Source organism: Pseudomonas sp. MWU12-2345 (assembly GCF_023242385.1).
In the GTDB taxonomy this organism is placed as follows: Bacteria; Pseudomonadota; Gammaproteobacteria; order Pseudomonadales; family Pseudomonadaceae; genus Aquipseudomonas; species Aquipseudomonas gingeri_D.
Window position 1 is genome coordinate 285,706 of record NZ_JALLJA010000007.1, and the last position, 24,537, is coordinate 310,242.

General features: G+C 60.6%; 22 protein-coding genes. 14 read left to right on the forward strand and 8 right to left on the reverse strand.

What is annotated here, in order from left to right:
* The first annotated feature begins 6 nt into the window (after window positions 1-6).
* Window positions 7-1,500, forward strand: a complete 1,494-nt coding sequence (locus tag M5C71_RS16630) for an MFS transporter (RefSeq protein ID WP_248768293.1) — start codon at window positions 7-9, stop codon at window positions 1,498-1,500.
* On the opposite strand, the gene M5C71_RS16635 is transcribed toward M5C71_RS16630, so the two are convergent.
* Both M5C71_RS16635 and M5C71_RS16640 read right to left on the reverse strand, forming a co-directional pair.
* Window positions 1,497-2,945 (reverse strand): APC family permease, encoded by a 1,449-nt coding sequence (locus tag M5C71_RS16635; protein WP_248768294.1) that lies wholly within the window; start codon window positions 2,943-2,945, stop codon window positions 1,497-1,499. The genes M5C71_RS16630 and M5C71_RS16635 overlap by 4 nt on opposite strands.
* 224 nt (window positions 2,946-3,169) lie before the next feature.
* Window positions 3,170-4,138, reverse strand: coding sequence for a helix-turn-helix domain-containing protein (locus M5C71_RS16640; RefSeq protein WP_248768295.1), 969 nt, complete (start codon window positions 4,136-4,138; stop codon window positions 3,170-3,172).
* 202 nt (window positions 4,139-4,340) lie between these two features.
* On the opposite strand from M5C71_RS16640, the gene M5C71_RS16645 reads away from it, so the two are divergent.
* The 4 genes from M5C71_RS16645 to M5C71_RS16660 all read left to right on the forward strand — a co-directional run bounded on the left by M5C71_RS16645 (window position 4,341) and on the right by M5C71_RS16660 (window position 8,189).
* Entirely contained in the window at window positions 4,341-5,717 is a 1,377-nt protein-coding gene (locus M5C71_RS16645) for an aspartate aminotransferase family protein (protein WP_248768296.1), read from the forward strand.
* A 27-nt stretch (window positions 5,718-5,744) separates the two neighbouring features.
* Entirely contained in the window at window positions 5,745-7,199 is a 1,455-nt protein-coding gene (locus M5C71_RS16650) for an aldehyde dehydrogenase family protein (RefSeq protein WP_248768297.1), read from the forward strand.
* A 99-nt stretch (window positions 7,200-7,298) separates the two neighbouring features.
* Window positions 7,299-7,862 carry a cytochrome b gene (locus M5C71_RS16655; protein WP_103498910.1) on the forward strand — a complete coding sequence of 188 codons (564 nt, stop codon included), beginning with the start codon at window positions 7,299-7,301 and terminating at the stop codon, window positions 7,860-7,862.
* Window positions 7,863-7,874: 12 nt separating this feature from the next.
* Window positions 7,875-8,189 (forward strand): hypothetical protein, encoded by a 315-nt coding sequence (locus M5C71_RS16660; protein ID WP_247263024.1) that lies wholly within the window; start codon window positions 7,875-7,877, stop codon window positions 8,187-8,189.
* 170 nt (window positions 8,190-8,359) lie between these two features.
* Here the strand turns inward: M5C71_RS16660 and cydB are convergent, their stop codons facing one another.
* From cydB to M5C71_RS16675, 3 genes are all read right to left on the reverse strand, one after another.
* Complete coding sequence (gene cydB, locus M5C71_RS16665) at window positions 8,360-9,376, reverse strand: cytochrome d ubiquinol oxidase subunit II (protein ID WP_103498911.1); 1,017 nt, start codon at window positions 9,374-9,376, stop codon at window positions 8,360-8,362.
* Between the two features lie 15 nt (window positions 9,377-9,391).
* On the reverse strand, window positions 9,392-10,813 hold the full coding sequence (locus tag M5C71_RS16670; RefSeq protein ID WP_152741953.1) for a cytochrome ubiquinol oxidase subunit I: 1,422 nt from the start codon (window positions 10,811-10,813) through the stop codon (window positions 9,392-9,394).
* Window positions 10,814-10,906: 93 nt separating this feature from the next.
* Complete coding sequence (locus M5C71_RS16675; RefSeq protein WP_248768298.1) at window positions 10,907-13,231, reverse strand: FdhF/YdeP family oxidoreductase; 2,325 nt, start codon at window positions 13,229-13,231, stop codon at window positions 10,907-10,909.
* 415 nt (window positions 13,232-13,646) lie between these two features.
* On the opposite strand from M5C71_RS16675, the gene moaA reads away from it, so the two are divergent.
* The 5 genes from moaA to moaE are packed head-to-tail and all read left to right on the forward strand — an operon-like array spanning window position 13,647 to window position 16,795.
* Window positions 13,647-14,645, forward strand: coding sequence for a GTP 3',8-cyclase MoaA (gene moaA, locus M5C71_RS16680; RefSeq protein WP_248768299.1), 999 nt, complete (start codon window positions 13,647-13,649; stop codon window positions 14,643-14,645).
* Between the two features lie 38 nt (window positions 14,646-14,683).
* A complete protein-coding gene (locus M5C71_RS16685) occupies window positions 14,684-15,583 on the forward strand; it encodes a bestrophin family protein (protein WP_103498903.1) in 900 nt (299 codons plus the stop codon).
* A gap of 13 nt (window positions 15,584-15,596) precedes the next feature.
* Entirely contained in the window at window positions 15,597-16,091 is a 495-nt protein-coding gene (gene moaC, locus M5C71_RS16690) for a cyclic pyranopterin monophosphate synthase MoaC (protein WP_100940292.1), read from the forward strand.
* Window positions 16,088-16,339, forward strand: coding sequence for a MoaD/ThiS family protein (locus M5C71_RS16695; RefSeq protein ID WP_100940291.1), 252 nt, complete (start codon window positions 16,088-16,090; stop codon window positions 16,337-16,339). Before moaC ends, M5C71_RS16695 begins: the two co-directional genes overlap by 4 nt.
* A gap of 3 nt (window positions 16,340-16,342) precedes the next feature.
* Window positions 16,343-16,795, forward strand: a complete 453-nt coding sequence (gene moaE / locus M5C71_RS16700; RefSeq protein WP_103498906.1) for a molybdopterin synthase catalytic subunit MoaE — start codon at window positions 16,343-16,345, stop codon at window positions 16,793-16,795.
* 35 nt (window positions 16,796-16,830) lie between these two features.
* On the opposite strand, the gene glp is transcribed toward moaE, so the two are convergent.
* Window positions 16,831-18,036 (reverse strand): gephyrin-like molybdotransferase Glp, encoded by a 1,206-nt coding sequence (glp, locus tag M5C71_RS16705; RefSeq protein ID WP_248768300.1) that lies wholly within the window; start codon window positions 18,034-18,036, stop codon window positions 16,831-16,833.
* Window positions 18,033-18,572, reverse strand: a complete 540-nt coding sequence (gene moaB, locus M5C71_RS16710; RefSeq protein ID WP_100940289.1) for a molybdenum cofactor biosynthesis protein B — start codon at window positions 18,570-18,572, stop codon at window positions 18,033-18,035. Before moaB ends, glp begins: the two co-directional genes overlap by 4 nt.
* A gap of 351 nt (window positions 18,573-18,923) precedes the next feature.
* Between moaB and M5C71_RS16715 the strand changes: the two genes are divergently transcribed.
* Window positions 18,924-19,820, forward strand: a complete 897-nt coding sequence (locus tag M5C71_RS16715; protein ID WP_103498899.1) for a LysR family transcriptional regulator — start codon at window positions 18,924-18,926, stop codon at window positions 19,818-19,820.
* Between the two features lie 190 nt (window positions 19,821-20,010).
* Here the strand turns inward: M5C71_RS16715 and M5C71_RS16720 are convergent, their stop codons facing one another.
* On the reverse strand, window positions 20,011-20,748 hold the full coding sequence (locus M5C71_RS16720; RefSeq protein WP_248768301.1) for a transporter substrate-binding domain-containing protein: 738 nt from the start codon (window positions 20,746-20,748) through the stop codon (window positions 20,011-20,013).
* A gap of 206 nt (window positions 20,749-20,954) precedes the next feature.
* On the opposite strand from M5C71_RS16720, the gene M5C71_RS16725 reads away from it, so the two are divergent.
* The 3 genes from M5C71_RS16725 to M5C71_RS16735 are packed head-to-tail and all read left to right on the forward strand — an operon-like array spanning window position 20,955 to window position 24,520.
* Window positions 20,955-21,590: a 4Fe-4S dicluster domain-containing protein gene (locus M5C71_RS16725; protein ID WP_248768302.1), complete on the forward strand. Its 636-nt coding sequence runs from the start codon at window positions 20,955-20,957 to the stop codon at window positions 21,588-21,590.
* 10 nt (window positions 21,591-21,600) lie between these two features.
* Window positions 21,601-23,259 carry an FAD-binding protein gene (locus M5C71_RS16730; RefSeq protein WP_177104604.1) on the forward strand — a complete coding sequence of 553 codons (1,659 nt, stop codon included), beginning with the start codon at window positions 21,601-21,603 and terminating at the stop codon, window positions 23,257-23,259.
* Window positions 23,260-23,269: 10 nt separating this feature from the next.
* Window positions 23,270-24,520, forward strand: a complete 1,251-nt coding sequence (locus tag M5C71_RS16735) for an NADH-ubiquinone oxidoreductase-F iron-sulfur binding region domain-containing protein (RefSeq protein WP_248747314.1) — start codon at window positions 23,270-23,272, stop codon at window positions 24,518-24,520.
* The last annotated feature ends 17 nt before the right edge of the window (window positions 24,521-24,537 follow it).

The window sequence follows — 24,537 nt, forward strand, 5'->3', positions numbered from 1 at the left end:
CCCGTCATGATTTCTCCACGCCGCTGGCTGATCCTGGCGATTATTTCCAGCGCACTGCTGCTCATCGTCATTGACATGACCGTGCTGTACACCGCCCTGCCCACACTGACCCGTGAGCTCGATGCCTCGGCCTCGCAAAAGCTCTGGATCATCAATATCTATGCATTGATCGCTGCCGGGCTACTGCTGGGCATGGGCACACTCGGTGACCGTCTAGGGCACAAACGCTTGTTTATCGTCGGGCTGGGCGTGTTTGGCCTGTTCTCGCTGATCGCCGCCTTCTCGCCATCAGCGAGCGTATTGATCGGTGCCCGCGGCTTTCTGGCCGTCGGCGCGGCGATGATGATGCCGGCCACGCTGGCCATCGTCCGGTTGACGTTTACCGACCCGCGCGAACAGGCCATGGCCTTCGGCATCTGGGCATCAGTGGCCTCTGGAGGCGCCGCATTCGGCCCGGTGGTCGGCGGCCTGTTGCTGGACCATTTCTGGTGGGGCTCGGTGTTTTTGATCAACGTGCCCATTGTGCTGGTGGCATTGGTCCTCGGCGCGCTGTTGATCCCGAATCATCCTGGGGATACCCGAAAGCGCTGGGACTGGCTGGGTTCGCTGCTGGTCATGATCGGCTTGATCAGCCTGGCGTATGCGATCAAGGAGTTCGGCAAACGGGTGCCCTCCTTCGACGCCATTCTGGTGGCGGTCGTCCTGGGTACACTATTCCTGACGCTGTTCATTCGACGCCAACGCCGTGCCACACAGCCAATGCTCGACCTGGCCCTGTTCACAACGCCAGGCTTCAGAAATGCCGTCATTTCAGCGGTCGTGTCGGCCGCTGCGCTGATCGGCATGGAGCTGGTGTTCAGCCAACGCCTGCAACTGGTACTCGGCATGTCGCCACTGGAGGCGGCATTATTCATCCTCCCTCTCCCACTGGGTTCCTTCGTCGCCGGGCCGCTGGCCGGTTACTACCTGCCGCGCCTGGGGAACCAGCGGATGCTGTTCTGGACGTTGCTCCTCTCGTCAGTGGCGATGCTGGCCTACCTGTTGCTGTACAACGCCGCGGTTTCCCTGCAAATCACCAGCCTTGCGCTGCTGGGCCTGACGATTGGTGCGGCATTGACCGCTTCGTCCAGCACTATCATGCTCAGCGTGCCCACCGATAAAGCCGGCATGGCCGCCTCCATCGAGGAAGTGTCCTTTGAACTGGGCGGGGCGATGGGAGTGACCCTGGCGGGCAGCCTGTTCTCGGCGATTTATGCCTATTCGGCGAGCCTGATGATTCCGTCGTGGCTGACCCGAAACCCCGCGGCATTCGAGAGTCTTGACGATGCGCTGGTGGTCGCCGAGACGCTGTCACCCGAGGGTAACGCGATGCTGACCACACTCGCGCGTTCGGCGTTTGACGCAGGCTTTGTCGCGGTACTGGCAGCATCGGCAGCCCTGCTGTTGATCGCAGCGCTGCTGGTCAAGCTGAGCAAGCAAGCACCGCCGGCCACGCCTTAAAGCTTGTGGCTGCCCAACGCCAGGAACCGCTGCGGCGCCGCCTTGCGCAACCTCGATGCGAGAAACACACCCCCCAGCAGGGCCAGTGGAATAATGGCGCAGAGGCCGTAGGACAAGGCCACGCTTGCCCCTGTCAGCACATCGAAATGCACCACCGCGAGGACCAGCACCGCCAACAAGGCAAGGCAGGAGAAACCGGGAAACACCTGCCCACGCCAGACCCCGACCTTGAGCGCGGGGCGGCTTCGGAAGAACACCAACACGGCTGCCGAGGTGAGCGCCATCAGCAAAATCACGCAAAGGGTGGCCAGGTTGGACAACCAGGCAAACAGTTGCAGGATCGGATCGGCATCCAACGCCGCGAACACCAGCACCACCACGGCCGAGATCAGGCTCTGCAATGCCGAGCCCATATGCGGGCTCTGGTGCACCCGATGGGTGGTGCCCAACAGGCTGTGCAACAAGCCGTCACGGCCGATGGCATAGAAGTAACGCGCCGCGGCGTTGTGAAACGCCAACAGCCCGGCATAGATACTGACCATGAACAACACGCGAATGATCTGGGTCAGATGAGGCCCGACAAAGTGGTCAGACATGCCGTAGATAAACGTGGTCGGATCCTGCAAGGCCTGCAGTATCGGCACGATTTTGTCCGCCCCCGCCCCCACCACCATCGACCACACCGACAGCGCGTAGAAACCACCGATCAGCAACACCGAGCAGTAGGTGGCAATCGGAATGGTACGTTGAGGATTTTTGGCTTCTTCACCGTAAATGGTGGTGGCCTCGAAGCCGATGAAGGCGGCGAAGCAGAACAGCAAGCCGATTGACGGTGTGCCGCTGAACACATGGCTGCGGTCGAAGGCGTCAAGGTTGATGCCACTGTCTCCACCGGACTTGAGGATGGCGAAGTCCAGGATCAGGATCGCCAGGTATTCGGCAATCACCATCACCGACAGCACCCGCGCCGACAGGTCAATCTTGCGATAGCCCAGGATCGCAATGCTCGCCATCGCCATCAGCGAGTAGGACCACCAGGGCAGCACCAGGCCGAACACACTTGCCATGGTGCCACTGACCACACCGCCGAACATGCCATACAGCCCGACCTGCAGGATGTTATAGGCAAACATCGCCAGCACCCCGGCGGCGCCACCGGCCAGGCCGCCCAACCCTCGGGCAGTGAACGCATAGAAACCGCCGGCGTTAGTCAGGTGACGGGACATGGTGGTGTAACCCACCGAGAACGCCAGCAGCACCAGCAAGGCCAGGATCAGCAGTGCTGGGGTACCGGCGCCGTTGCCCAGCATGATGCCGATCGGAAAGCCTCCGGCGATCACACTTAACGGGCTCGCCGCCGATACCACGAAGAAGATGATAAAGCCCACACCCAGGGCGCCACGCTTGAGCTCCGTGGAGCTGTTGACCGGGTTAGATACACTCATGTTGTTGACCTTATTGTATGAGGCAGTCGCGGTAGGATCGGTGCAGCCGGCTGATCACCGTCACCGAATAGCTTGTCGTTCTTGTTCTACGCTGGCATTGATCCTATGCCTGCCCAGCAACGCCCCGGTATCCCAAATCGGTAACGCAAGCACCCACGGCGAAACACTGCGCATCCTGAGCAGACGACGCAGGCAATTTCAGGTGTATCCAAATCCCTTCGTGTTCAGGCAGGCAAGCAACCGGTGATGGCAGCGCGAGCGGTATGGGACGGCAACTCCGCGAACAGCTCCTGATACTCCGCCGCAAAATGGCTCAGGTGATAGAAGCCCCACTGGGCGGCGGCATCACCGATCGAGAGATCGGCGGCGCGGGTAGACATCAGGGTTCGGCGTACACCGTTGAGCCGCACAGAGCGCAAGTAATTGAGCGGCGTCGTCTCGGCGACCGAACGGAAGCTGTTCTGCACCGTGCGCCGACTCACCTGGAGTCGCTGGCACAACTCGATCACGCTGGGCACGTTGATCATTTCCGCGGTCGTCAGGCGGTGGCATTTTTCGACAATGAAACTGCGCGTGGAGCTGGGGCTGCGCTGGTGCTTGTCACAGGCCGGGTCGGTCATCAGTTGCAACAACTCATCGAGCATGGCCTGCTCCAGCGCCCGCTCATGATCTCGCGTACCGTCGAGATCTTCATGCACCAGGGCCTGTGAGAACAACGCCAGCAATCGGCGCCGCGCCTGTGCGAAACGCTGAGGAGAAAACCTGATCACCGGCTGGCGCAGCAACTGGTTGAGTTCCTTTGACGACGCCGTTTGCTCCAGCGCCTGTTCAAACAGTTCACGCTCAAAGGTAATGGACAGCAGCTCCATGCCCATCGGCATATGGAACATGAACTCTTCGCCACCGTGAAGAAAGAACAGGCTGCTGTCATCCGCCTCGCGCCCTTGCATCCGAATCGAACCGGGGACGTTGATCGGCACTGCAAAGCACATCTTGCCTCGAGGGGCCACGCCGTTCTGCACGACACGCTGGTTGATCCTCTCGAGAAACAAGTGGCAACCCGCCGTCGTCAGTTGCGTGAGCGAACTCTCGGCAGAGCCGGCGGTCAGCTGGCTGTAGTCCTGGCTCCACTGTTGGACAGTGGCCGCATGGACATGGATATCTCGAAAGTGGCTGATCGTCTGGTTTTTCATTGGGTCACAAGCCTCTACCAATATTCTTGTTTTTAGATCGCCGTCCCGCTTGATACTCGCACATAGCACAAGTCCTGCAAATTGTTTGTGGAATCGACCATGGGTTCGCGTGTACGTACCCATGTGCCGATTCGGGCTACCAGCCTGGAACTCGCCCCGGAGATGATCGAGACACCTGAATCGACCCTCCAGAGAGACCGTCATGAGTGAAGCCAAACTTGAATCCCTGCACTTCGCGGACGCCCCGCGGATTATCTCCAGCGTAATGCCCGGCCCCAAGACCTGCGAGGCGCTGGCGCTGTCGGCGCGTACCGAGTCGATGGCACGCGGTGGCGGACGTATGCCGGTGGCCATGGACCGCGCCTTCGGTGCGACCTTCAAGGACCCGGACGGCAACACCTATATCGACCTGTCCGCCGGCGTAGGCGTCAGCAGCGTAGGCCGCTGCCACCCCAAGGTGGTGCAGGCGATCCGCGAACAATCCGAAGTGCTGATGCATGCCCTGGAAATCAACAGCACCCGGCGCACCGAACTGGCCGCCAAGCTTTCCGAGATCGCGCCCGAGGGTTTGCGTGGCGACTGCATCACCTTCTTCACGCAAAGCGGCAGCGATGCGCTAGAGGCCGCCATCAAGTTCGCCAAACGCATCACCGGGCGGCACCAGATCATCGCCTTCCATGGTGGCTACCATGGCGTGTGGAACGCCTCGGGTTCCCTGACGACAGGCACGGCCTACCGCAAGGGCTACGGTGCCCAGATGGGCGGCGTCATTCACGCCCCCTACCCGTATGCCTATCGTTTCCCCTTCGACACCACCCACAAAAGCGCCGAGCAGATCGCCGGCGAGTACGTGGACTATCTGCTGAACACCCCCTATACCGCCGCCGACGATGTGGCTGCCGTGATCGTGGAGCCGGTACAAGGCGAAGGTGGCTACGTGCCGCCCTCACCGGAATTCCTGCAACTCTTGCGCCAGGCCTGCGACCGCAGCGGCACGCTGCTGATCGTCGATGAAGTGCAGTCCGGCGCGGGACGTACCGGCAAGATGTGGGCCGTCGAACATTCCGGCGTGAAGCCCGACATGCTCACCTTCGGCAAAGGCATCGGCAGCGACCTGCCGATGGCCGGCCTGATCATGCGCTCGGACCTGGCGGCGCAGATTCCCGACGGATCAATGCCCAACACCTTCGCCGCCAACTCGTTGTCGGCGGCGGTGGCGCTGACCAACATCAGCATCCTGCAGGATCCGGAGCTCGACCTGCTCAACCGCGCTCACGCGCTGGGACTGGAGGCACAGGAGCATATTCGTGGCTTCAACAGCCCATTCGTCGGTGAAGTGCGCGGGCGCGGCCTGATGATCGGTATCGAACTGATCGAAGACCCGGTCAGCAAGGCGCCCCTGTCGGGCGAAAAGATCGGCCAACTCATGGGCTACCTGCTCAACCACGGCGTACTGATGATTCCCTGTGGCCGCTACAGCAACGTGATGCGCGTAATGCCCTCGCTGACCATCTCTCGCGAGCTGTTCTTCAAGGCACTGGACATCTTCGGCGACGCCCTGGCCTCCCTCGAGGCGTGATCTTGCACACTACTTATGGAGCGCAAAATGACTGAGCACTTGAATCACTTCATCGCAGGCGCGTCCTTCGCAGGCGCCGACAGCCGTCGCATCGACCTGGTCAATCCCGTGACGGAACAGGTGTACGCCAGCTCCGCGCGCGGCACGGCCGAGGACGTGGACCGTGCCGTGGCGGCCGCGCGCAGCCAGCTCGAGGGCGGTGCGTGGAGCCAACTCGACGGGGCCCAACGTGGCCGACTGCTGTCGAAACTCGCTGACCTGGTTGAACGCGACACCGAACGGCTGGCCGACCTGGATGCCAACGCCATCGGCCGCTCCCCCATCGAACCACGCCGGATGGACCTGCCCAACGCGATCGCCAATCTTCGCGCCGCCGCCGGCTGGGCCAACCAGCTGGAAGGTCGCACCATTCCCACCGGTGGCTACTTTGGCACCAAGACTCTTTCGTACACGGTACGGGAGCCGGTGGGCGTGGTCGGCGCGATCGTCCCCTGGAACTCGCCACTGATGATCACCGTCTGGAAGCTTGCCGCTCTGCTGGCAGCAGGCTGCACCGTAGTCATCAAGCCTTCGGAAGAGACGCCGCAGTCCGCCCTGCACCTGGCGGCGCTGGCTCAGGAAGCGGGATTCCCCGACGGCGTGATCAACGTGGTCACTGGCTACGGCAACGAGGTGGGTCGCGCCTTGTGCGAACACCCACACGTCGCCAAGATCAGCTTCACCGGCAGCCCCGAGGCCGGGCGCGAGATCCAGCGCACCGCCGGTGTGCTGTTCAAGCGCGTGGCATTGGAGCTGGGTGGTAAAAGCCCGCAGATCGTGTTCGACGATGCCTCCTTTGAAGACGCCTTGCGCGGCTGTGCGCTCGGCTTGTTCGCCAACCAGGGCCAGGTCTGTGCCGCCGGCTCGCGCATCCTGGTGCACCGCAGTATCGCCGATCGCTTCGGAGCAGCGCTGGCTGAAGCCGCGCAGGCGGTGAACGTGGGCGACCCTCGCCAGCCCGGCGTACAGATGGGCCCGGTGGCCAAGAAAGCGCAGTTCGATCGTGTCAACCGTTACATCCAGCAGGGCATCGACCAAGGTGCAACTCTATTGGCCGGCGGCGTATCGACGCCCCAGCGGGGCTGGTTTGTCCGCCCGACGATCTTTGCCAACGCCAACAACGACATGGCGATCGCCCGGGACGAGATCTTCGGGCCCGTCGGCACGCTGATCACGTTCGATAGCGAAGAAGAAGCTATCGCACTGGCCAACGATTCCACCTACGGCCTCGCGGCCACGGTCTGGACCGCTGACCTGGTACGCGCGCACCGCGTCGCCGCCGCTGTGAAGGCCGGGGCCGTGGGTATCAACTGCTGGAGCCCGCTGGACGCCAACCTGCCCTGGGGCGGCGTCAAGACCAGCGGTATCGGACGTGAAGGTGGGTTCAGCGGCGCGCAGGCCTACACCGAGGAGAAGGTCATCAGCGTGCTGCTGCCCAGCTGAAAATAATCCCTGTCCAGACGAACCACCCCACAAGCTTTGTACAGTAGAGGGTGGACGTTCAAAAGTGCTTGATGCCTTTGATAATCAATGGAGAGACTAATGAACCCGATAGACCAACAGACAACCGATCGGTATCCGACCTCCCTGCGCCTGTTGCACTGGGTGCGCGCCGTGCTCGTCCTGGGCCTCCTCTGGGCAGGCTGGCACATGACCGGTCTGAATGATGAGGTGGCGAGCAAATACGAGCTCTATTACCCCTGGCACAAGTCCTTCGGGGTATTGACGTTTCTGGTTATCCTGACTCAGCTCGCCGTGCGTTTGCGCACTCCCAGGTTGCCGCAGCCGCTGGAAACGCTGGAGGGGTATGAAAGGTTCCTGTCACGACTGACACAGCGCCTCATGTATGTGCTGCTGGTGATCGTGCCGTTGATGGGTTACTCCATGTCGAGCACATACACGATGAGCGACGGGGTGTTCTTTTTTGGGGTCAACCTGCCGGAGCTCCTGGCGAAAAACGACGATTGGTTCGTCGTCTTCCAATGGCTGCACAAAGTACTCGCCTATACCCTGCTCGGGCTGATCCTGTTCCATATCGCCGGCGCCCTCAAGCACCGGTTCTACGACCAGGATCCTCGACGCGACGTCCTGCGCCGCATGCTGTGAATTGATGAGGCGTTGGCGCGAGACGTCAACGCCTTCGATCAGTTCCAGCGCACGTTGAAGCGTTCGATCGAGTCGCTTTCTTCCAGCGCCACCGCGATTTTACGCCCTGAACCGCGCGGCATCGGCAAAAGCGTCGGTCCCATGGAAAATCTCTCCGTTCACGACTTTGCCAAGGAAGTCGCCGCCGTCGTCGAGCATGAAAAATCCGGGCCTGTGGTCGTCGTGCTGAAAAAAACCGGTCATGCCATGGCTCCCGAACAACCACAAGCCATGGCGAATGCAATTGCTACCTTTGCCAACAAGACCTATGGCCTGAAAGCCAAATAACCCATGTCCACTCAGGCGCGGCGTCGTTCAAGACCCGCGCCTGCCCCTCCTTAATGACCGTCCGGCACGAGCTTTTCCAAGTCGACCGGTAACGGTCTACCTACCAAAGCACCTGCCGATACCAAAGGGTGGCTTCGTTTTGTGCAGCCGACACTTCAGTGTTTTCGCTATCAATGGTAGCCATCGCCTATCCTCACTTTTCCTCGGAACACGTAATAGCTCCAGCAGGTGTACATCAAGATGATCGGCAGGATGAACAACGTGCCGATCAAGATGAACAACTGGCTTGTAGGGGGCGAAGCCGCCTCCCACAGGCTGATGGACGGTGGAACGATGTTCGGCCAGATACTGAACGCCAATCCGATATAACCCAGGAACACCAGCGCCAGGGTGCACACAAAGGGCCAATGGGAATGATACTGGCGTAACGCGCGCAGCAACCCGAACAGCGCCAGCACACCCAGGACCAACAACCCGCCAAACACCACGATGTGCGCGTGGGTAAACCAGCGTGTCGCAATCTCGGGATGCAGCCATGGCGTCCATACGCAGAGCACCGCGACGACTGCCGTCAGCACAAACGCCAGCGGCCGGGTGTAGTGGCGCATACGTGACTCCAGCATGCCTTCGGTCTTGACCAGCAACCAGGTACTGCCGAGCAACGCATAAGCGACAATCAAACCAACCCCACAGAACAACGGGAACGGTGCCAGCCAATCCAGGGTGCCACCGGCAAACTGCCGATTGACGACCGCAATACCTGCGATGTACGCGCCGATCACGATGCCTTGGCAAAACGTCGCCAGCAGTGAGCCGCCGATAAAGGCCAGGTCCCAGATATGACGCTTTTCAGGACTGGCCTTGAAGCGGAACTCAAACGCCACGCCGCGAAAGATCAACCCGGCCAGCATGAACATCAGCGGCAGGTACAACGCCTCCAGAATCACCGAGTAAGCCAGTGGAAACGCACCGTAAAGCGCTGCCCCACCGAGGATCAGCCAGGTTTCATTGCCGTCCCATACTGGCGCGACGGTGTTCATCATCACATCGCGCTCCTGCGCATCGGGGATCAGCGGAAACAGGATGCCCACCCCCAGGTCGAACCCGTCCATGATCACGTACATCATCACCCCGAAGGCAATGATGACGCCCCAGATCAACGACAAATCGATGCCTTGAATACCCATGTTCAATCCCCTTGCTCAGTTGACGTGATCGCTGGACGCAAGCGTCTCGGCGACGGCGGACAGGGGGCGGCGTGGCGTACGCTCCTGGCCAGGACCACCTTGCGGCGGATGATCGTGATGCGGCTGAGGCCCCTTGCGTACCAGTTTCATCATGTAACCGATGCCCACCGCGAACACCGAGAAGTAGATCAACACAAACAACGCCAGCGAAATGCTCAGTTGCGTGACGGTGTGATTGGACGCGGCATCGGCCGTGCGCAACAGCCCGTAGACCACCCACGGCTGACGACCGACTTCGGTGGTGATCCAGCCCGCCAGCATCGCGATCAGACCGGTCGGCCCCATAAACAGCACCAGGCGCAGGAACATCCGATTGCGGTACAGCGCGCCATTGCGGCGTAACGCAAGACCCAGCACCCCCGTAAGGATCATCAACATGCCCAGCCCGGCCATGACCCGGAAGCTGAAGAAAATGATCGTCGCGTTGGGACGGTCCTCCTTGGGGAAGCTCTTGAGCGCAGGGATCTGTTTATCCAGGCTGTGGGTCAGGATCAGACTGCCCAGGTAAGGGATTTCAATGGCATAGCGGGTCTTCTCGGCCGCCATGTCCGGGATGCCAAACAGCACCAGCGGCGTCGGCTCGTTACCGACGTTTTCCCAATGCCCTTCCATGGCGGCTATTTTCGCGGGTTGATGTTCCAGGGTATTCAGACCATGGGCGTCACCGACCACCGCCTGGATCGGCGCCACGATCAACGCCATCCACAACGCCATCGAGAGCATCTTGCGGATGTGTGGCGTGTCGTTTTTACGCAGCAGATGCCAGGCCGCCGATGCCCCGACAAAGAATGCCGTGGCCACAAACGCGGCGATGGCCATGTGTGCCAGGCGAAACGGGAACGACGGGTTGAAGACGATGGCCAGCCAGTCCATCGGCATGATCCGCCCATCGACGATCGAGAAGCCCTGTGGCGTCTGCATCCAGCTATTGGACGCCAGGATCCAGAAAGTCGAGATCAACGTACCGAGGGCGACCATCACCGTGGCAAAGAAGTGCAGCCCTCGTCCTACCCGGTTCCAGCCGAACAACATGACCCCGAGAAAGCCTGCTTCAAGGAAAAATGCCGTCAACACCTCATACGTGAGCAACGGCCCGGTGATACTCCCGGCGAAGTCGGAGAAACGGCTCCAGTTGGTACCGAACTCGTAGGCCATGACCAACCCGGAGACCACGCCCATGCCGAAGTTGACGGCAAAAATCTTTGACCAGAAGTGATACAGGTCCTTGTACACCGCATTGTTGCTTCTCAGCCACAGGCCTTCGAGCACCGCCAGGAAACTGGCCAGCCCAATGGTGATGGCGGGAAATATGATGTGAAACGAGACCGTAAACGCGAATTGAATGCGCGCCAGGTCCAGCGCCCCCGGATTTAACATGACGATACCCTCAGAGTGTTTCGCGACTCGCAGCGAACTGATGCCCGATGATCAGGAAAAATCGGGGCGACGCTCACGCCGCCCCGGCCCGGTTCAAGCGCCAGAGGACTGGATCAGGTTGCTGACCGCTGCTGGCTCAAGGCGAATCGCGATGAACTTCGAGGTCGGCGTAAAGGTGCGGTCGCCGTAGCTTTCCAGCGGCACCAGTGGGTTGGTTTCCGGGTAATAGGCTGCGGCCTGGCCCGGTGGAATGTCGTAGGCGATCAAGGTAAAACCGCTGACTCTGCGCTCACGCCCATCGCCCCAAAGCGAGATCATGTCGACCTTTTGCCCCGGCTCGTAACCAAGTTTGCGAATGTCCTGCTCATTGACGAACACCACGTCGCGCATGCCGTAGACGCCGCGATAACGGTCATCAAGCCCGTACAACGTGGTGTTGTACTGATCGTGGGAGCGCATGGTTTGCAGGATCAGGTCCGGTTTCACGGCCAGGTTGCGCACACCTTCGCTGACCAGGTGTGCCGGCAACACGCTCGGGGCAAATTGCGCTTTTCCGGTGGTGGTTTTCCAGATGCGCTGGGCGGCGTTGTTGCCCAGGTGAAAGCCGCCGGGGTGCAGCAGTTTTTTATTGAAGTCCTTGAAGCCGGGAATGGTGTCGGCAATCAGGTCACGGATGCGACTGTAATCGGCAACCGCCCACAGCCAGTCGATCGGGTGTTTGCCCAGTGTCGCGTTGGCGATCCCGGCAATGATCGCCGGCTCCGAACGCATCAACAGCGATTTGGGTTTCAGTTGGCCGTGGGAAATGTGCACCATGCTGAAGGTGTCTTCCACCGTCACACCTTGTGGCCCTTGCGCCTGCATATCGATGTCGGTACGCCCCAGGCACGGCAAAATCAGGGCCTCACGACCGGTGACCAAATGGCTGCGATTGAGCTTGGTGGCGATATGGACGGTCAGGTCGCAGTTGCGCAGGGCGTCGTGGGTGCGCGGGCTGTCGGGCGTCGCTTGGGCGAAGTTGCCGCCCAGGCCGATGAACACTTTCGAACGCCCCTCCTCCATCGCCGCAATCGCCATCACCGTGTTGTGGCCGTGGCGACGCGGAACCTTGAAGTCAAAGCGTGCTTCCAGTGCGTTAATCAACTCCGGCGGGGCCAGTTCGTTGATGCCCATGGTGCGGTCGCCCTGTACGTTGCTATGCCCACGTACCGGTGACAACCCTGCCCCCGGCCGGCCGATATTGCCGCGCAACAACTGCACGTTGATGATTTCCTGCACGGTCACGACCGAGTGAGTGTGCTGGGTCACGCCCATCGCCCAACACATGATGACCCGCTTGGCACGACGGTACATGCGCGCGGCGAGTTCGATATCTTCCAGCGTCAGGCCGGACTGTTCAACGATGTGCTCCCACGACGTGGCATCAAGCTCCGCCAGATAAGCGTCCAGGCCCGAGGTGTGCTCGGCGATAAACGCACGGTCGAACACCGCCTCGCCATGGTTCAGCAGCGCTTCACGCTCCCACTGCAAGAGAAACTTGGCGATGCCACGGAACGCGGCCATGTCGCCGCCCAGTGCAGGACGAAAGTAGGCGGACGAGGTCGGCTCGGAGCCATTGGTGAGCATTTCCAGCGGATGCTGCGGGTGCTGAAAGCGCTCCAGGCCACGCTCTTTCAGCGGGTTGAAACAGATCACCTGTGCGCCCCGCTTCACCGCTTCGCGCAGTGGCTCAAGCATCCTCGGGTGGTTGGTGCCAGGGTTCTGGCCGATGACGAAAATCGCGTCGGCTTCTTCCAGGTCATCGAACGTCACCGTGCCTTTGCCGACGCCAACGCTGTCGTCCATGCCCAGGCCACTCGCTTCGTGGCACATGTTCGAGCAGTCGGGGAAGTTATTGGTACCGTAGGCGCGAACGAACAGCTGATAAAGATAAGCAGCCTCGTTGCTGGCCCGGCCCGAGGTGTAGAACTCGGCCTGGTCGGGCGAAGTCAGTGCGTTCAGGTGTTTGGCGATCAGGGCAAAGGCATCGTCCCAACTGGTTTCGACATAACGATCAGCCACAGCGTCATAGCGCATCGGATGAGTCAGGCGCCCTTGGTATTCAAGCCAATAGTCACTTTGCGCCGCAAGCGACGACACGCTGTATTTGTTGAAAAACGCCGGGTTGACCAGCCGCCCGGTGGCTTCCCAGTTAACTGCTTTGGCGCCGTTCTCGCAAAACTTGACCATGCCGTTTTCCGGCGACTCGCCCCAGGCACAACCCGGGCAATCGAAGCCGCCATTCTGGTTGGTCTTGAGCATCGCTCGAATATTCTTGAACGCGTTTTCACTGCCCAACCAGTTCCTGGTGACCGCAATCAGCGCCCCCCAACCCGCGGCGGCTCCCTTGTACGGTTTATAACGTTCAACTTCGCTCATGGTATTTCTCCAAGACTTTGCACGCAGGCAACGGCCTGACTTAAAGTCATTGTTAACGGCTGTTTTTATGCGCACATCCATGCGCACGTAGTTAACGCCCACAACAGATTTATTCACGCAGGGCCAACGAATGGGCCCAATTCGGGATGACGAATCCAGCCTATTCGGTGTGTGCCACACCTGTCTAATCACTCTTAATGACCGCCCCATCGAAACAATCTATCAAGATAAAAAAACCTTAAAAATCAACACAGTAAAAACTTAACCCCCCCCTAAACAAGGCACTTTTTCGCCCCATAGATTGGGTCGATCAGCCGGTTATTAATAGTGATTAGACGAGAACTAAAAACAACTTTAGCCTCCACTCAACAAGGCCCTCATATAACAGTGGACCTGCCCACTGCTGGAGGCTGTGATGACCGATCGTATATTGATGGACCGTTTCTCCCGCCCGGTCGACTATCTCAGAATGTCGGTTACCGATCGGTGCGACTTTCGTTGTGTTTATTGCATGGCCGAAGACATGGAGTTCTTGCCGCGCCAACGCATTCTGACGCTGGAAGAGCTCTATCAAATGGCGCAGAGCTTTGTGGCCCTGGGCACTCGAAAGATCCGCCTGACCGGTGGCGAGCCGTTGATTCGCCCAGGCGTGGTCGACCTGTGCAAGCGCATTGCGGCGCTGCCGGGTCTACGCGAGTTATGCATGACCACCAATGGTTCGCAGCTCGGCACGTTGGCGGCACCGCTGTTCGAGGCGGGGCTCAAGCGCCTGAATATCAGCCTCGACAGCCTTGACCCCGATCGCTTCCGCGAACTGACGCGCACCGGTGATCTGGCCAAGGTCATCGCGGGCATCGACGCGGCCAATGCCGCCGGCTTTCAACACACCAAACTCAATTGCGTCGTCATGAAAGGCCGCAACGATCACGAGATCAACGATCTAGTGGCATTCGCGATTGAACGCGGGTTGGACATTTCCTTCATCGAAGAAATGCCGCTGGGTGTCATCAGCGAGCACAGCCGTGCCGAAGCGTTCTATTCCAGTACGCAAGTACGTGAACGGATTGCCGAACGCTACACCCTCATCGACTCCGCGGAATCGACCCAGGGCCCTTCGCGCTATTGGCGCCTGGCAGAAGCGCCGCACATTCGCCTGGGATTCATCTCACCCCACAGCCATAACTTCTGCGGGACCTGCAATCGCGTTCGACTGACCGTCGAGGGCCGCCTCCTGCTATGCCTGGGCAATGAGCATTCGGTCGACTTGAAGGACGTACTGCGCCGCCACCCAGGCGAACCGCAGCGGCTGGAGCAGGCGATTACCGAAGCGATGAAAATCAAGCCGTACCGACACAACTTCGAACTCAATGACGAGGTGCAAGTGGTGCGTTTCATGAACATGACCGGCGGATAGCCTGCCCGGTTTCATTATTTTTCATAAGGTTGTTTTCCATGATCGTCAGAGCCAAACCCAACCTGATCAATGTATTGATTTCACTCAAGGGTTCTGTGGCCAAGCGGATTGCGCTGCGAAGCCTTCTGGTGGCACTGCTGGCTTCGGCGATTGTGCTGGTCGAAACCCTCCACCCCGCGTACTTCTCGAAGGTCAACGCCACGCCCTTCACACTGCTGGGCTTGTCACTGTCGATCTTCATGAGTTTTCGCAACAACGCCTGTTACGACCGCTGGTACGAAGGGCGCAAGGCGCTCGGGGCGATGGTGATGGATATACGGGGGATGATTCGGGAAACTCAAGTCATCAAGGACACCCGCCAGCGCAGCGAGATCCTGCGCAACCTCTGTGGATTCGCCCATGCGCTCAACGCCAGGCTTCGCCAGGAAGACGAACTGAGCGTGGCCGAGCCCTGGCTGGACAGATTGCCCTCTTTCAACGCACTCAATATCCCGGAAAGTGTTCTGTGTCGAGTCAGCCAACAATGCTCGACACTCGTCGAATCAGGGGGCATCAGCGAATGGCGCTATATGTTGATGGCCGGACATTTGAGCAGCCTGACCACGACACAGACGATTTGCGAGCGGATCAAAAGCACGCCGCTGCCCTTCCCCTACACACTCCTGCTGCACCGAACAAGTTACATGTTCTGCATCTTGTTGCCCTTCGCAATGGCCGAGCCACTGGGTTGGCTGACACCCGTTTTCACCGCGATCGTGAGTTACACGTTTTTCGGACTGGACGCGATTGGCGACGAACTGGAGGACCCCTTTGGCCACGACGAAAACGACCTGCCGACCAATGCCATCGTGCGCAACATTGAACGTGAAGTACTGGGTGCCACCGGCGCCACGGAGCTCCCTCCCGTACTCCAACCCATCGATTTTGTACTGAACTGATCCGAGGACCACCATGAACGCATTCGAACACACGCTGACGCACCTGGACGCCGAAGGCAGGGCCAGCATGGTCGACGTCACGGATAAAGACCCGAGCAACCGTGAGGCACAGGCACAAGCCTGGGTACGCATGTTGCCGTCCACCTTGAAGCTGATCCAGCAAAATGGCCATCCCAAGGGTGATGTGTTTGCAGTCGCCCGAATCGCCGGGATCATGGCGGCGAAGAAAACCCATGAACTGATCCCGTTATGCCACCCATTGATGCTGAGTTCGATTCACGTCGAGCTGAGCGCCGAGGAGCCCGACAGCGTAAAAATCGTCAGCACCTGTCGGCTGAACGGCAGAACCGGCGTCGAACTGGAAGCCCTGACGGCGGCCAGTGTGGCGGCGCTGACGATCTATGACATGTGCAAAGCCGTCGACCGGGGAATGGTCATTGAACGTGTCCAGTTGCTCAGAAAACAGGGCGGAAAATCGGGTACCTTTGTCGCCGGTGACGCCCAATGATCCTGATCAACTACTTTGCCCGCTATCGGGAACAACTCGGCATCGAAGGCGAAAAAATCGCGCTGGACGGGTCCTTGAAAACCATTGACGACGTCAGGAAGCGACTGGGCGCCAGAGGCGCGATTTGGCGGGAAGTGCTCGGCGAAACCAGCCTCATGTGCGCGCTGAACCAGGAATTGTGTACGCCCGCGGCGCCGATAGAAGACTTCGATGAGATCGCTTTCTTCCCCCAAGTGACCGGGGGTTGAGTGATGGCTGTTCAGGTTCAGACCGAATTGTTTGATCTGGGTGAACTGACCCACGGCTTGCACGCCGAAGACCCTGGCATCGGTGCCGTGGCCACCTTCGTGGGCTATGTGCGTGATCGTAATCAAGGGGATAAGGTCAGCCACTTGTACCTTGAGCATTATCCGGGAATGACCGAGCGCTCATTGCAACTGATCGTCGATCAGGCCCATGAACGCTGGCCGCTGCAACGGGTGACCCTCGTCCACCGCGTGGGGCTGTTGAAGGTCGGCGAGCCCATTGTCTTTGTCGGCGTTGCCAGCGAACATCGCCACGCGGCCTTCGATGCCTGCGCGTTTCTAATGGACTACCTGAAAACCCGCGCGCCTTTCTGGAAGCGTGAACACACCCCGTCCGGTGAGCGCTGGGTAGAGGGAAGAGAGAGCGATCGGCTGGCGGCGAATCGCTGGGATGCATGAAATCCCCCCAACCCGGTTGGGGGGAATGCAGCGCATCAGAACAAGCCGCAGAAGGGAATAAACCGTGCCGTATCACCGACCTGCAACGTACAACCCTCGTGGATTTCGACCAACCCGTCGGCCCAGGAGGCGCCCAGCAACACACCTGAACTCTGGTTCGGATACAGCACCGCCCGCCCCTCCTCCAGTTTGGCCCGCAGGTATTCCCGACGGTTTCCTGCTTTCGGCCAGTCAAAACCGACGTTAACCGGGAAGCTCAAGGGCGTGACGTCTTCGACCCCCTGGATGCGTAACAGGTAAGCCCGGGCCAGTAGCCCGAACGTCACCAGCGCCGACGTCGGATTGCCTGGCAGACCGATGACCGGCACGGTGCCAAAGTACCCCACGGTCAGGGGTTTACCCGGCTTGATCGATAGTTTCCAGAATAACGGCTTGCCGCACTGGCGCAGCACCTCGCCGAGGCAATCGGCATCACCGGCAGACACACCACCGGTGGTCAGGATCAAGTCCGCGGCCTGTTGCAGCTGCTCGAGCTTGAGCCGCGTGTGCCGCGGCTGGTCGGGAAGAATGCCGCCATCGATGACCTCACAGCCCAAGGCGCTCAACCAGTGGCTGAGCAATGTGCGATTGCTGTTATAGATACAGCCGGGTTCCAGCGGCGTTCCCGGCTCGGCCAGTTCGTCGCCCGTGGACAGCAGCGCGACCCGTGGACGCCGTACCACCGGCACATGGGTGCAGCCCTGCGCCGCCGCGATGGCCAGCTCGAACGGCCCGAGTCGTTTGCCGGCCTGCAGCAACACCTGCCCGGCACGGTTTTCCTGGCCTTGCGGACGAATATTCTGGCCAACGCTCAGCGGCTGTTTGAAACGGACGCGACCGTCCTCCATCAGCTCGACGTTCTCCTGCATCTCGACGCTGTTGGCCCCCTCGGGTACCGGCGCTCCGGTGAAGATTCGAGCGCAGGTACCCGCGAGCAATGCCTGCGGCGCCTGGCCGGCAAAAATACGCTGCGACACGGCTAGCGGCTGGCCGTTCCAGTCGTCGATATTCAAGGCGTAACCGTCCATGGCACTGTTCGGCCAGGGAGGCAGGTCCAGTGTCGCCACCAGATCATTGGCCAGCACCCGTTGCCGGGCTTCACTCAATGCGACCGGCTCGCTTTCTTGCAGACGTTGCTCCTGGGCCATGGCCAGCAGCGAGGCAATGGCCTCCTCCACCGGGATCAGCGCTGACAGGCTCATCCCCGCGTCCCGCAGAGGGGCACCGACTTGAGGTGTGGCACGAAATTGCACGGCCTGTGGCGCGCATCCAGTTGCTCGGCGAGGATGCCTTCCCAGGCGGTCCGGCAGGCACCGGTCGAGCCCGGCAGGCAACACACCAGCGTACCGTTCGCCAGCCCGGCCAAGGCGCGACTCTGTACCGTGGACGTGCCGATATCGAGAATGGAAATCGCCCGGAACAACTCACCGAAACCATCGATTTGCTTATCCAGCAAACAGCTCACGGCCTCGGGCGTGCTGTCGCGGCCCGTGAAGCCGGTGCCCCCGGTAATCAACACCACCTGAATCTGCTCATCGGCAATCCAGGTAGCGACCTGGGCGCGGATCTTATACAGATCATCTTTGAGCAGGTTGCGCTCACTCAGGCTGTGCCCTGCTTCCAGCAATCGACTGACCAGCAATTGCCCGGAGGTATCATTGGCATATTCCCGGGTATCGCTGACGGTCAATACGGCAATATTCAAGGGTACAAACAATGCATCCGATTTCACGTTCATGTCATTCTCCGGCAGGCCATCATCAAAACAATTGCCAGAGGCTAAGGCGCTAAAACAATGACTGTCTAATCGTTACGGCTGACCGGGTTATCGAGTGCCTCTATCAATGATTTTTCCCGGGGCATTTCGCCGCTGATTGAGTCAATCGATCAGCCATTCAATGCTTGTGATTGGACACACGGACAGGACAGTGAGATTGTCTGCGCACCCCACAGGCTGGCCATCGGCGTCCATCGGATAACGCCCACGGCATTGTTTCAAAGGGCCGGACCAGGATTACCGAAACCATCCCTGCGTTCTGCACAGCGGCCTCAATACTGACCTCTTATTTACTCCTCAGCAGGTGCCATCGTGGACATCAAGCAACTCAAATTCCTGATCGCGCTGGAGCAGACTCGACACTTCGGGCAGGCTGCCGCGCGCTGCCACATTACCCAGCCGACGCTGTCCATGCGTTTGCGCAATCTTGAGGATGAACTGGGCCTGGAACTGGTCACCCGGGGCCAGCGCTTCGAAGGGTTCACCCAGGCCGGTGAACGCGTGCTGGCCTGGGCCAAAACCTTGCTCGCCGCCCATGACGGGTTGTTCGCCGAAGCCGCCGCCTGTCGCGGTCAGCTGGTCGGCAACCTGCGCCTGGGCCTGGTGCCGCTCAGCGGCTTCAGCCCGATCAGCTACATCCAGGGTCTGTCCCAGACCTTCCCGGAGCTCAAGTTCAGTTTGTCCTCCATGAGTTCGGACCAGATCATCGAAGCGCTGGGCACTAATCAACTGGACCTGGGCGTGTGTTATCTCGACCACGTAAACCCCAATTACCTGGAGTTTTTCGAACTGGGCGAGACCCGCGTCGGCCTGCTTTACGACACGCGCCATTTCCATTTCGAAGGCACGGAAATGAGTTGGGAAGACGCCGCCGAGCTGCCCCTGGGGATGATCAGCAATGGCATGCACTATCGAAAATCCATTGACCTGAGTTTCCGCAGCCGCGGCCTCGACCCACAGCCAATACTCGAAAGCGATTCGACGTATCAGTTGTTCCAGGCGATCCACGAAGGTTTTTGCTGTTCAATCATGCCGCTGGACAGTGGCCTGGATAATCCGATCGAGAACCTGGCCTTTATCAACCTGCCGGATGCCAGCGTCCTTGCGCCTCTGGGCCTGGTGATGCGTAAAACCGAACCACGCTCGGCCATCGCCGAAAAGTGTTTTGCTGAAGCCAAAAAATTGTATGCCACCAAGAGCCCGATCTAGCGGGTCGGTGGTTTGTTTATGAATGGCGATCTGACGCGTTTCGATCTCAACCTCCTGGTTGTACTCGAGACGGTCAGGCTCGTCGCCAGTCCACATGGCCCGTTCGATCCAAGTCGTATGCAAGCGACACTCTCAGTGGCGTCGCGGGTAAAGCCGGAAACGCGACTAAGACCCCGTCCAAGTACCGGGCTCACTTTGTTACGCGATCAAGCAACCAACGCTGCTTCAGCTGTTGCAGGCGCCCATCACGGTTCATCTCGTCGAACGCGTTCTGCCAGCGCGCAACCAGGTGGGCGTCCGTCTGTGGGGAAAAGGCGATATAGGCGCCCTGCGTCATCAGTGGCCATTGGTAGTGCAGTTCGTCAGGTTTGAGCCCGGCCTCATGAGCCAGCGAGGCGATGGTGAGCGTATCCGCGACGATCAGATCTGTTCGCCCCAGGCGTAGCAATCGCATCATCTGCTCGGGGGTTTCCACGCCGTACAAATTACTCATCCCCTGTTTTTTCAGGTAATCGTAAGCCAGCCATTTACGCGGCAGTGCGATTCGGCCGACGGCACTGGCGTCTTGCAGGCTATGCAACGGCGGTGCTTTTCCAGATCCCGCATAGAGTGCCGTTTCGACGTCCAGCAATGGGCCTACCCATTGGTAGTGCGGCACGCGTTCGGCAGTACGCAGTACGGTAAAAACTGCCGTGTCCGAGCCCGTGCCAGCGACTTGCAAGGCCCTAAGCAAGGGCGCCTGTTCAATATGCACATGATCGCCGGTTATCTCTGCGAGAGCGTGCACCACGTCAACGCCAAACCCCACCAACTCATCGCCGCGCTGAAAATGCAAGGGTGGATGGTTATCGGTCAGCATGCGCAGATCCGCTGCAGTAGCTGAGAAAGCAAGGAAAGACAGCAGGCAGCAGCCGAGCACCCGTCTCATGAATCGACCTCAACGTAAGGGGCATCCAGTGTATGACAGCCCTGCTCCAGATGTCTCGGTGGGCACTTGGGCGGCTTAAGCATCTGCAAACGACAAACTCGGCAGGGGCGTGTTCGGTTTTATTGAGCCGTATCAGTTCCCCTCTGGCCGTGATGCTCTAGGCTGCCCTTGAGCCCTTGCCGTTTGCGGGGCGTTCAGGAGTTTTTATGCCAACATCCCCGGTTCAGGTCACCATCAATGGAGAACTGATCGAAACCAGCGCCCTGCGTTCGATCCTGGAAGCCGTTATCGACTCGGGACAACCGCTTATCGACGCGGTCGGCTGCATGGGCCAAGGCGTCTGTGGCTCGTGCCGGGTGCTGATCCGGCGCGCCGGCGAACGGGAGGTCAGCACCGCCCTGGCCTGCGAAACCCGGGTCGAGCAGGGTTTGCAGATCAGCTTCCTCGACCATCTGCCCATGAACCGGCACCACACCTACAACCTCCATGACTGGGATGACACCTGGAACATCTCCGAGCGCATTGCCGCCACCTTTCCCGAAGCCAGCCATTGCCGGCACTGCGGCGGTTGCGACCGCGCCTGCCCCAAGGGCCTGGAGGTGCAGAAAGGCGTCAACCTGGCCGCCGTCGGGGATCTGTCAGCGAGCCAGGTATTCAACGAATGCATCATGTGCAACCTGTGCACCATCGCCTGCCCCGAGCATATTTCGCCGAACCATCTGGGCCTCTACATACGCCGGATGTCAGCGTCCGTCGGCTTTCGACCGGCGGACCTGATGCAGCGCCTGAGCCAGATCAACCGCGGCGTGATGAACGTCGACCCCAACGTAACGCTGGAATAAGGAACACGACATGCCCGGTATTCCTTATCCGCAAGCCCTGGCCCAACTGCGCGCCAGCGCTTGCGAGCCCGCCTCTGAAGCTTTCGATAAACAGGCACTGCTGCACGCCTTCCACCCGGACTATCGGGTGGGGGCCAATACGCCGCTGCAGGTGGGCGTGAATCGCGGGGACCATTGCCCACGCGAACTGACGGAGCGCCTGCACAGCAACGCGCAAATTGATGACGCGGCCCTGGCCGGTGCCCCGGTGGTCAATACCGGCGTGCTGATTATCGGCGGCGGCGGTGCCGGTTGCGCGGCGGCGCTGACCGCCGTGGAGCACGGTGCCCATGTCATCCTCGCGACCAAGCTGCGCCTGGGCGACAGCAATACGGTGATGGCCGAGGGCGGTATACAGGCGGCCGTCGGCGAGGACGACAGCCCCCAGATTCACTTTGAAGACACCCTGCGCGCCGGCCACCTCTGTGCCGATCGAACGCTGGCGGCGCGCCTCGCCCAGTCGGGGCCGGAGACTATCCGCTGGCTGATCGAGCGCGGCATGCACTTCGATCTCGCCGAGGGCGGCCTGATCGGTGGCAAGCTGCTGCGCAAGAAGCCCGGCGGTGCCAGCCGTGCGCGCATCCTCTCGTTCAAGGACTACACGGGTCTGGAGATGATGCGGGTGCTGCGCGAGGCGGTGGAGCTGGAAGAGCGGGTGAGCGTGTGGAACCGCTGCCCTCTGGTCGAGCTGCTCTCCGATGAAAGCGGCACCTGCGTGGGCGGCGTACTCTACAACCTGGAACGACACAGCTTCATCCTCGTGCGCGCCAGCCGCGTGATACTCGCCACGGGCGGCGCCGGGCGCCTGCACCTCAATGGCTTCCCCACTTCCAACCATTATGGCGCCACCGCCGACGGCTTGATCCTGGCCTATCGTCTTGGCGCTCGCCTGCGCGAAATCGATTCCTTCCAGTATCACCCCACCGGATTGGCCTGGCCGTCGCATCGTGTCGGCGGGCTGGTTTCCGAAGCCGCGCGCTCGGCCGGCGCCTATCTGGTGAACGGCCTGGGGCAGCGTTTCATCCCCGAACTGCAAACCCGCGATGTGGTGTCCGCCGCGATCCTCAAGGAATGCGCCGAAGGCCGTGGCGTCGAGCGTGACGGGCAACTGGGCGTCTTGCTCGATACCCCCGGGCTGGAGCGCCGCCATCCGGGGATTCTCAAGGAACGCCTGGTGAGCCTGGGACATGTCGCGGCCCAGTGCGGTATCGATCCGGCCGTGGAACCGCTGATCGTCCGGCCGACCCTGCATTATCAAAACGGTGGCGTGGCCATCAACGAGAACGGCGAGACCTCGGTACGCGGGCTGTACTGCGTCGGCGAAATCAGCGGCGGCATCCATGGCCGCAATCGCATGATGGGCAACGCCCTGGCAGAGATCATCACCTTCGGACGCCGGGCTGGAGAGCACGCGGCCCACACCGCCGACCCTACGCCCGCGCCGAAGGTCGGCCTGTCCCACGTGTACGACTGGCAACGCCAGTTGATCGCCGCCGGCTTGCCGCTGGACGTCTACGGCCCCGAGCTGTTTCCCGGGTACGGCAACTTCGACCTGCGCCGGCACAGTGCCGTGCCCCACCGGGCCAAGGGTGCACTGCCGACCACTCACGCCGACTCGCTGCCTTACTGAGATGCCTGAGATGAAGACTCAACTCGTATTACTCGCCCCCGCCGTACAAGTGGGCGCCGACCTCGATGCCTGGTTCGCCCAGGGCGGCGGTGAAGGCTTGCGCGCCGCACTCAGCCATCCGAGCGGCATCCTCCCGACCCTGGCCGAGGCAGACCTGCGCGGCCTGGGTGGCGCCGGCTTCCCCACCCATCGCAAGTGGGCCGCCGTGGCGGAGCAGCCCGCGGAGCTGGAAAAGTATGTCCTGTGCAACGGTAACGAGGATGAGCCAGGCACCTTCAAGGATCGCGAGCTACTGGAAAAGTCGCCGCATCAGGTGATCGAGGGCGCATTGATTGCCGCGCTGGCCACAGGGGCCAATCACGTTTACCTCTACGTCAACCCGCACCAGCACAGCGCAGTGGCCGTTGTGCGTCAGGCCGTCGAGCAATGGCGGGGCTGCGCCCTCCTGGCCGAAGTCGCCCGGCAGCAGAATCGCCCGATCGACCTTGCGGTGGTGGAAAGCTCGGGCCTGTATATCGGCGGCGAAGAAACCGCGGTGATCGCCAGTGTCGAAGGGGGCTTCCCCTTCCCCCGGCAGAAACCGCCCTACCCCGCGCAAAGTGGCGTGCATGGCCAACCGACGCTGATCAACAACATCGAAACCCTGGCCCATGTTGCCCACATCCTGCGCCATGGCGCCGCCTGGTACCGAGACCTGGGCCTGGGTGACGCCTGCGGGACCAAGCTCTACTCGCTCTCCGGGGACGTACTCAGGCCAGGCCTGTACGAACTACCGATGGGCACCTCGTTGCGCACGCTGATTTTCCAGCACGGTGGTGGCATGTTGTGCGAACGCGCCTTCAAGGCGGTATTCACCGGCGGTCCTTCCAATACCCTGCTGGGCGCGGAGGACCTGGATGTGCCCCTGGACTTCGATACGCTCAAGGCCCGCGGTTCAAGCCTGGGGACCGGGGCCATGATCGTGATTTCGGAGGGCACCAGCATCGTGCGCAAGGTGGCGGAGTACGTCGACTTCTTTGCGGCGGGCTCCTGCGGCCAGTGCCCGCCGTGTAAAGCCGGGACCTATCAACTCTCGCGGTTGCTGCGGCGAATCGATACCGGTATGGGCCTGCCCGATGACCTGAAGGCACTGGAGAGTCTCTGCCATCTGCTTCCGGGCAGCGGCCGCTGTGGCCTGATCGATGGCGCGGCAACGGTGGTGCTCAGCTCCCTGAAGCAATTTCGCAACGAATACGCCGCTCAAGTCATTGCCGTGGGTTGATGACCTGCAATCACCCT

Coding starts and splice junctions, on each gene's coding strand:
- M5C71_RS16640 (WP_248768295.1), bottom strand. CDS start 4,138: ATGAAAAACCAGACGATCAGCCACTTTCGAGATATCCATGTCCATGCG.
- M5C71_RS16655 (WP_103498910.1), top strand. CDS start 7,299: ATGAACCCGATAGACCAACAGACAACCGATCGGTATCCGACCTCCCTG.
- cydB (WP_103498911.1), bottom strand. CDS start 9,376: ATGGGTATTCAAGGCATCGATTTGTCGTTGATCTGGGGCGTCATCATT.
- M5C71_RS16735 (WP_248747314.1), top strand. CDS start 23,270: ATGAAGACTCAACTCGTATTACTCGCCCCCGCCGTACAAGTGGGCGCC.
- M5C71_RS16635 (WP_248768294.1), bottom strand. CDS start 2,945: ATGAGTGTATCTAACCCGGTCAACAGCTCCACGGAGCTCAAGCGTGGC.
- M5C71_RS16685 (WP_103498903.1), top strand. CDS start 14,684: ATGATCGTCAGAGCCAAACCCAACCTGATCAATGTATTGATTTCACTC.
- M5C71_RS16675 (WP_248768298.1), bottom strand. CDS start 13,231: ATGAGCGAAGTTGAACGTTATAAACCGTACAAGGGAGCCGCCGCGGGT.
- M5C71_RS16650 (WP_248768297.1), top strand. CDS start 5,745: ATGACTGAGCACTTGAATCACTTCATCGCAGGCGCGTCCTTCGCAGGC.
- M5C71_RS16725 (WP_248768302.1), top strand. CDS start 20,955: ATGCCAACATCCCCGGTTCAGGTCACCATCAATGGAGAACTGATCGAA.
- M5C71_RS16670 (WP_152741953.1), bottom strand. CDS start 10,813: ATGTTAAATCCGGGGGCGCTGGACCTGGCGCGCATTCAATTCGCGTTT.
- M5C71_RS16630 (WP_248768293.1), top strand. CDS start 7: ATGATTTCTCCACGCCGCTGGCTGATCCTGGCGATTATTTCCAGCGCA.
- moaC (WP_100940292.1), top strand. CDS start 15,597: ATGAACGCATTCGAACACACGCTGACGCACCTGGACGCCGAAGGCAGG.
- glp (WP_248768300.1), bottom strand. CDS start 18,036: ATGAGCCTGTCAGCGCTGATCCCGGTGGAGGAGGCCATTGCCTCGCTG.
- moaB (WP_100940289.1), bottom strand. CDS start 18,572: ATGAACGTGAAATCGGATGCATTGTTTGTACCCTTGAATATTGCCGTA.
- M5C71_RS16645 (WP_248768296.1), top strand. CDS start 4,341: ATGAGTGAAGCCAAACTTGAATCCCTGCACTTCGCGGACGCCCCGCGG.
- moaA (WP_248768299.1), top strand. CDS start 13,647: ATGACCGATCGTATATTGATGGACCGTTTCTCCCGCCCGGTCGACTAT.
- M5C71_RS16695 (WP_100940291.1), top strand. CDS start 16,088: ATGATCCTGATCAACTACTTTGCCCGCTATCGGGAACAACTCGGCATC.
- moaE (WP_103498906.1), top strand. CDS start 16,343: ATGGCTGTTCAGGTTCAGACCGAATTGTTTGATCTGGGTGAACTGACC.
- M5C71_RS16730 (WP_177104604.1), top strand. CDS start 21,601: ATGCCCGGTATTCCTTATCCGCAAGCCCTGGCCCAACTGCGCGCCAGC.
- M5C71_RS16720 (WP_248768301.1), bottom strand. CDS start 20,748: ATGAGACGGGTGCTCGGCTGCTGCCTGCTGTCTTTCCTTGCTTTCTCA.